This is a genomic window from Streptomyces sp. NPDC126497, assembly GCF_040302425.1.
Lineage (GTDB): Bacteria > Actinomycetota > Actinomycetes > Streptomycetales > Streptomycetaceae > Streptomyces.
The window spans coordinates 1-7120 of the sequence record NZ_JBEORT010000170.1 but is presented as its reverse complement, the minus strand read 5'-3'; the positions used below and the strand labels follow the sequence as shown (position 1 = coordinate 7120).

Here is a 7120-nt window from a genome sequence, read left to right as displayed (position 1 = left end):
TCGGTGCCCGGGCGGGTGGGGTTCGGCGGGGGTGGCCGGTATGCGGTGCTGCAGGGGCAGGCGACGGACCTGGCGAACACCACGGTCTTTGCGAGTCTGACGGGTGGGGGTGTGCTGCACTTCATCGATGAGGAGGCGGTGACCGATCCGGCGGCGGTGGCGGGGTATCTGGCCGGGGAGGGGATCGAGTGTCTGAAGGCGGTGCCCTCGCATCTGGCGGCGCTGGGCGCGGCGTCGGTGGCGTCGGTGCGGTCGCTGGTGCTGGGTGGGGAGGCGGCCTCTGCCGGTCTGGTCGACGACCTGCTGACCACGGTCACGGGTGAGGCTGCGGCCGGTGAGCGGGTGGTGTTCAACCATTACGGGCCGACCGAGACCACGGTGGGGGTGGCGACCACTGCGCTGACGGTGCGGGATGTGGCTGCGGGGGTGATCCCGGTGGGTTCCCCGGTGGCGAACACGCGGGTGTATGTGCTGGACGAGCGTCTCCGTCCGGTGCCGGTGGGTGTGGTGGGGGAGTTGTATGTGGCGGGTGTGCAGGTGGCGCGCGGCTATGTGGGCCGGCCCGGGCTGACCGGTGAGCGGTTCGTGGCCTGTCCGTTCGGTGGTGCGGGTGGGCGGATGTATCGGACCGGGGACCGGGTGCGGTGGACGGCCGGGGGGCGGCTGGTGTTCGCCGGCCGGGCGGACGAGCAGGTGAAGATCCGCGGGTTCCGGGTGGAGCCGGGTGAGGTGCAGGCGGTCGTCGCCGCGCATCCGCTGGTCGACCGGGCCGCGGTGATCGCGCGCGAGGACACCCCCGGTGATGTCCGGCTGGTCGCCTACCTCGTCACCGACGACACCGACGACCCCGGCACCGCCGGGCTCGGCACGGCGGTGAAGGAGTTCGTCGCCGCGCGTCTGCCGGAGTACATGGTGCCTTCGGCGGTGGTCGTCCTCGATGCCCTGCCGCTGACCGGCAACGGCAAGCTGGACCGCAAAGCCCTGCCCGCCCCGGATTACGCGGCGGCGGCGACGGCGGGTGCGGGACGTCCACCGGCGACCGTGCAGGAGGAGATCCTCTGCCAGGCCTTCGCCCAGGTCCTGGGCCTGCCCGCGGTCGGCGTCGACGACGACTTCTTCACCCTGGGCGGGCATTCCCTGCTGGCCGTCTCCCTGGTGGAGCAGCTGCGCGGCCGGGGCGTGAGCATCTCCGTGCGCGCACTGTTCCAGACACCCACCCCTGCGGGCCTCGCGACAGCCGCTGGGCCGGCCGAGGTGGTGGTGCCGCCGAACCTGATTCCGCCCGGCGCCGAGCACATCACCCCGGACATGCTGCCGCTGGTCGAGCTGTCCGAAGAAGAGGTCGAGCGGATCGTCGCGGCGGTCCAGGGCGGCGCGGCCAACATCGCTGATGTGTATCCCCTGGCGCCTCTGCAGGAGGGGCTGTTCTTCCACCACCTGCTGCAGACGGACGGCGGCACGGACGTGTACGCGGCCCCGCGCGTCATCCGCTTCGACTCGCGGGAGCGTCTGGACACCTTCCTCGGCGCGTTGCAGCGGGTGGTGGACCGGCACGACATCTACCGCACCGCGATCGTGTGGGAGCAGTTGCGTGAGCCGGTCCAGGTCGTTGTCCGTCAGACCGAACTGCCCGTCCGCGAGGTCCCACTCGACCTGCAAGGCCCCGCTGCGGTGCAGCAGTTGGTCGCGGCTGCCGGATCGAGCATGGACATCGGCCGTGCGCCGCTGATCGACGTGCACATCGCCGCGCAGCCGGGCGAGGACGGTAGTTGGCTGGCGTTGCTGCGGATGCACCACCTGGTCCAGGACCACACCGGCCAGGACGTGCTGCTCGATGAGATGAGGGCGTTCCTGTCGGGGCAGGAGGAGTCCCTGCCCGAGCCGGTGCCGTTCCGCAACTTCGTGGCGCAGGCCCGGCTGGGTGTGACGCGCGAGGAGCACGAGCGCTACTTCGCCGGCCTGTTGGGCGATGTGGAGGAGACCACCGCGCCGTACGGCCTGCTCGACGTGCACGGCGACGGCAGCGGTGTCGAACGCTCCCACCTGGACGTCGACGACGAGCTCGGCCGGCGGGTGCGCGACGTCGCCCGCTCACTCGGTGCGAGCCCGGCCACCGTGTTCCACCTGGCCTGGGCCCGTGTCCTGGCGACGGTCAGCGGCCGCGACGACGTCGTCTTCGGCACCGTGCTCTTCGGGCGCATGAACGCCGGTGCGGGTGCGGACCGGGTGCCGGGGTTGTTCATCAACACCCTGCCCGTCCGAGTCCGTGTCGACGGGGTGAGTGTGGGCCGGGCACTGGAGGGCGTACGCGATCAGCTCGCGGAACTGTTGGTGCACGAACACGCCCCGCTGAGGCTGGCGCAGCAGGCCAGCGGCGTCCCGAACGGCAGCCCACTGTTCAGCTCATTGTTCAACTACCGGCATGGCAAGCGTCCGCAGAAGGAGACCGGCCCGAACGCCACCACCTCGTCCAAGGGCATCAGCACGGTGTACACCCGGGCCGCCACCAACTACCCGGTGGCGGTGTCGGTGGACGACCTGAAGTCCGGGTTCGGACTGAACGTGGACGCGGTGGGCCCGGTGGACGGGCAGGCTGTGTGCAGGCTGCTGCACACCTGCCTGGACAGCGTGGTGACTGCCCTGGAGCACGCCCCGGACAGCTCGCTGTCAGCGATGGAGATCCTGGACACGGCTGAGAGGGATCGACTGCTGGCGGACTGGAACGACACGGCGGCGGGAGGCGTCGAGTCGATGGTGCCCGCCCTGTTCGAGGCTCAGGTGCGTCGTACCGCGAGCGCAGTGGCCGTGGTCCAGGACGGTGTGTCGGTGTCGTTCGCGGAGTTGGAGGCACGGGCGAACCGGCTGTCACGCTACCTGCGGGCTCAAGGCGTGGGCCCGGAGTCGGTGGTGGGTCTGTGCCTGCCGCGCGGTGTGCAGACGATCGCGGCGATCTTGGGTGTGTGGAAGGCGGGGGCGGCGTACGTTCCCGTGGATGCCACGATGCCGACCGAGCGCGTCGCGTACGTCCTGGCGGACAGCGGTGCGGTGCTGACCCTGACCACGGGCGAGCTCCTCGAGTCTCTGCCGGCGAGCGGGCATCGACTGGTCGCGGTGGACGCACCGGAGTCGATGCAGCCGTCGACGGAACCGGAATCGTCGGCGGAGCCTGCGGAGCCGTTGCCGGGCCAGATCGCGTATGTGATCTACACGTCGGGTTCGACGGGGCGGCCCAAGGGCGTGGCGGTGACGCACGGCGGACTGGCGAACTACGTGACCACGGTGCCCGGGCGGATCGGGCTCGACAGGCCCGGTCGCTACGCGGTGGTGCAAGCCCAGACGACGGACTCGGGGAACACGTTGGTGTTCGCCAGTCTGGTCACCGGTGGTGAACTGCACATCCTGGATGAGGACACGGTGACCGATGCGGTGGCGGTGAGCAGGTATCTGACCGAGCACCGCATCGACTACCTCAAGGCCGTCCCCTCGCATCTCGCGGCGCTGGCGGCCGGACCCGAGGGCGCCGCCGGGGTGCTGCCGGGCAGGGCATTGGTGCTGGGTGGTGAAGAGGCCACGCCGGAACTGGTGACCGGCTTGCTGGCGGCGACCGGCGAGCAGGGAGTGTTCAACCACTACGGTCCGACGGAGGCGACCATCGCGGTGGCGACGGCGCGGCTGTCTGCGGAGGCGATCGGCTCGGGTGCGGTGCCGGTGGGAAGGCCCGTGGCCAACACACGGCTGTACGCGCTGGATGCCCGTCTGAAGCCGGTGCCGGTGGGCGTCGCGGGCGAGCTGTACATCGCCGGCGCACAGGTGGCGCGGGGCTATGTGGGCCGGCCCGACCTGACCGGCGAGCGGTTCGTGGCCTGTCCGTACGGTGGTGCGGGCGAGCGGATGTACCGGACCGGGGACCTGGTGCGCTGGACCGGGGACGGTCAGCTGGTGTTCACCGGTCGGGTCGATGAGCAGGTGAAGATCCGTGGTTTCCGGATCGAGCCCGGAGAGGTCGAGGCGGTGGTGGCCGCGCATCCGCAGGTGGCCCGGGCCGCGGTGATCGCACGACAGGACACGCCTGGGGACAAGCGCCTGGTCGCCTACGTGGTCCCGGCCGACAACGGCGGGATCACCGAGGTCCCCGTCGACGCCACGGCGGAGGCCCTGCCGCATGTCCTGCGCACGTGGGCGATCGGTCAGCTACCCGGCCACATGGTGCCCTCGGCCGTGGTGGTCCTGGACGCGTTGCCGCTGACGGTGAACGGGAAGCTGGATCGTGCGGCTCTGCCCGCCCCCGAGTACGCGGAGGGGCGGGGGCGCGGCCCGGCCACGCCACAGGAGGAGATCCTCTGCCGGGCCTTCGCCCGCGTGCTCGGCTTGGACCAGGTCGGAGTCGATGACGACTTCTTCGCCCTCGGCGGGCATTCGCTGCTGGCGACCCGATTGAGCAGCGAGATCAGAGAGGAAATGGGGACGGAACTGCCGATCCGGGCGGTCTTCGCTACCCCGACGCCGGCCGGGCTCGCGGTCTGGCTCGCACAGCAAGGTGACAGCCGTCGGAAAGCTAGGCCCGCGCTGCGGCCGATGCGCAGCCAGGAGGAGTCCTGATGATCCCGCTTTCGTTCGCCCAGCGTCGCTTGTGGTTCCTGGCACAGCTGGAGGGACCGAGCACCACATACACGAACCCGACGGTACTGCGCTTCCCCGAGGTGCTCGACCGGGAAGCGCTGGAAGCGGCGCTGCGGGACGTGCTGCAACGGCACGAGGTGCTGCGGACGGTGTTCCCGGCGCCCGACGGCGAGCCGTACCAGCGCATCCTGCCGGTCGACGAGACCGGGTTCGAGCTGGCCGTCGAGGAAGTGGCTCCGGATCACCTGACGGAGACCGTGGAGCAAACGGTGCGGCACGCCTTCGACCTGGCCACGGAGATCCCGCTGCGGGCCAGTCTGCTCACCGTGGGCCAGGACGGGTGCGTGCTCGTCCTGCTGGTGCACCACATCGCATGGGACGGCTGGTCGGCCGGTCCGCTGGCGCGTGATCTGTCGGTGGCCTACGCGGCGCGACGCGAGGGCCGGGCGCCCGAGTGGGAGCCCCTGCCGGTGCAGTACGCCGACTACGCCATGTGGCAGAGGGAACTGCTCGGTGACGAGGACGACCCGGAGAGCGTGCTGTCCCAGCAGGTCGAGTACTGGCGGCAGGCCCTGACGGGAGTCCCCGAGGAACTGTCGCTGCCGACCGACCGGCCGCGGCCGGCCGTCCCGACCCACCGCGGTCACCAGGCTGAGCTGGAGATCCCTGCGGTGGTACACGAGCGGCTCGTCACCATGGCACGCGAACGAGGCATGAGCCTCTTCATGGTGCTCCAGGCGGCACTCGCCGTGACGATGTCCCGGCTCGGCGCCGGCACGGACATCCCGATCGGTTCAGCCATCGCCGGGCGCACCGACAAGGCACTCCACGACCTGGTCGGGTTCTTCGTCAACACGCTTGTCATACGCACCGACCTCTCCGGCGATCCGACGTTCACCGAGGTGCTGGACCGGGTCCGGGAGACGAGTTTCGGCGCGTTCGAGCACCAGGACGTGCCCTTCGAGCGGCTCGTGGAGGAGCTGGCGCCGGCCCGCTCCCTCGCGCGGCACCCCCTCTTCCAGGTCATGCTCACACTGCAGAACGCCGGTCCGGCGAAGCTCGACCTGTCCGGTCTCAAGGCGTCCCGCATGACCCGCGGAACCACCGCGGCGAAGTTCGACCTGGAGGTCGCGGCTGCCGAGACCTTCGGTGCCGGGGGCGTGCCGGCCGGCATGCGTGGTGTGGTGACGGCGGCGGCCGACATCTTCGACGAGGAGACGGCCCACCAGATCGCGCGCCGCTGGGTCCGAGTCCTGTCCGCTGTGGCCTCGGACCCGTCGACGCGGATGAGCTCGGTGGAGATCCTCGACGCCGACGAGCGCCGGAAGGTCCTCGTGGACTGGAATGACACGGGGGTTGGGGGTTCGGGGTCGACGTTGCCGGAGTTGTTTGCGGCGCAGGTGGTGCGGACGCCGGGTGCGGTGGCTGTGGTGGTGGGGGATGTCGAGGTGTCGTATGCGGAGTTGGATGCGCGTGCGAGTCGGTTGGCGCGGGTGTTGGTGGCTGAGGGGGTTGGTCCTGAGTCGTTGGTGGGGCTGGCGTTGCCGCGGTCGGTGGAGTTGGTGGTGTCGGTGTGGGCGGTGTTGAAGGCGGGGGCGGCGTATGTGCCGATCGATGTGGATTATCCGGCGGATCGTGTCGGGTTCATGGTCGGGGATGCGGGGCTGGCGTGTGTGATCACTGCTTCGGGGACGGTTTTTCCTGAGGTGTCGGTGCCGTGTCTGGTGTGGGGTGATCCTGGTTTTGAGGGTCGGTTGGCGGGTGTGTCGGGTGAGGATGTCGCGGATGGGGAGCGGGTTTGTTCTTTGCGTGTGGATCATCCGGCGTATGTGATTTATACGTCGGGTTCTACGGGGCGTCCGAAGGGTGTGGTGATTTCTCATCGGAGTGCGGTGGGTTATCTGCGGTGGTGTGGTGAGGAGTATGAGGGGCTGCGTGGGGTGGCGGGGCTTCATTCGTCGGTGGCGTTCGATCTGACGGTGACGTCGTTGCTGGGCCCGTTGCTGGTGGGTGGGTGTGTGCGTGTGGTGGGGTTGAGTGAGGGTGTGGAGGTGCGGGAGGCGTTGTCGGGTGAGTGGGGTTGCACCTTTTTGAAGGTGACTCCGAGTCATCTGGCTTTGTTGGGTGAGCTGGGGCAGGGGCGTGGGTTGTCGGGTGATTTGGTGGTGGGTGGGGAGGCGTTGTCCGGTGAGGTGGTCCGGCGTTGGCGTGAGGTGAATCCTGCGGCCAGGGTGGTGAATGAGTACGGTCCGACCGAGGCGACGGTGGGGTGTGTCACGTATTCCCTTCGTCCGGGGGATGCTTTTTCGGCTGCTGGGGTGCCGATCGGTTCTCCGATTGCGAATACGCGGGTGTATGTGCTGGACGAGCGTCTCCGTCCGGTGCCGGTGGGGGTTGCGGGGGAATTGTATGTGGCGGGGGCGGGTCTGGCGCGGGGGTATGTGGGCCGGCCTGGTTTGACGGGTGAGCGGTTCGTGGCGTGTCCGTTCGGTGGTTCGTC

2 protein-coding genes are annotated in these 7120 nt (G+C 69.7%); both read left to right on the top strand.

Translation table 11 applies throughout. The annotated features are described in order from the left end of the window. The first annotated feature begins 45 nt into the window (after window positions 1-45). Window positions 46-4599, top strand: coding sequence for a non-ribosomal peptide synthetase (locus tag ABTY20_RS34415; protein ID WP_352001082.1), 4554 nt, complete (start codon window positions 46-48; stop codon window positions 4597-4599). Further along, window positions 4599-7120, top strand: a 2522-nt coding sequence (locus ABTY20_RS34410) for a non-ribosomal peptide synthetase (RefSeq protein ID WP_352001081.1), incomplete at its 3' end; no start/stop codon positions are given. The genes ABTY20_RS34415 and ABTY20_RS34410, both read left to right, overlap by 1 nt.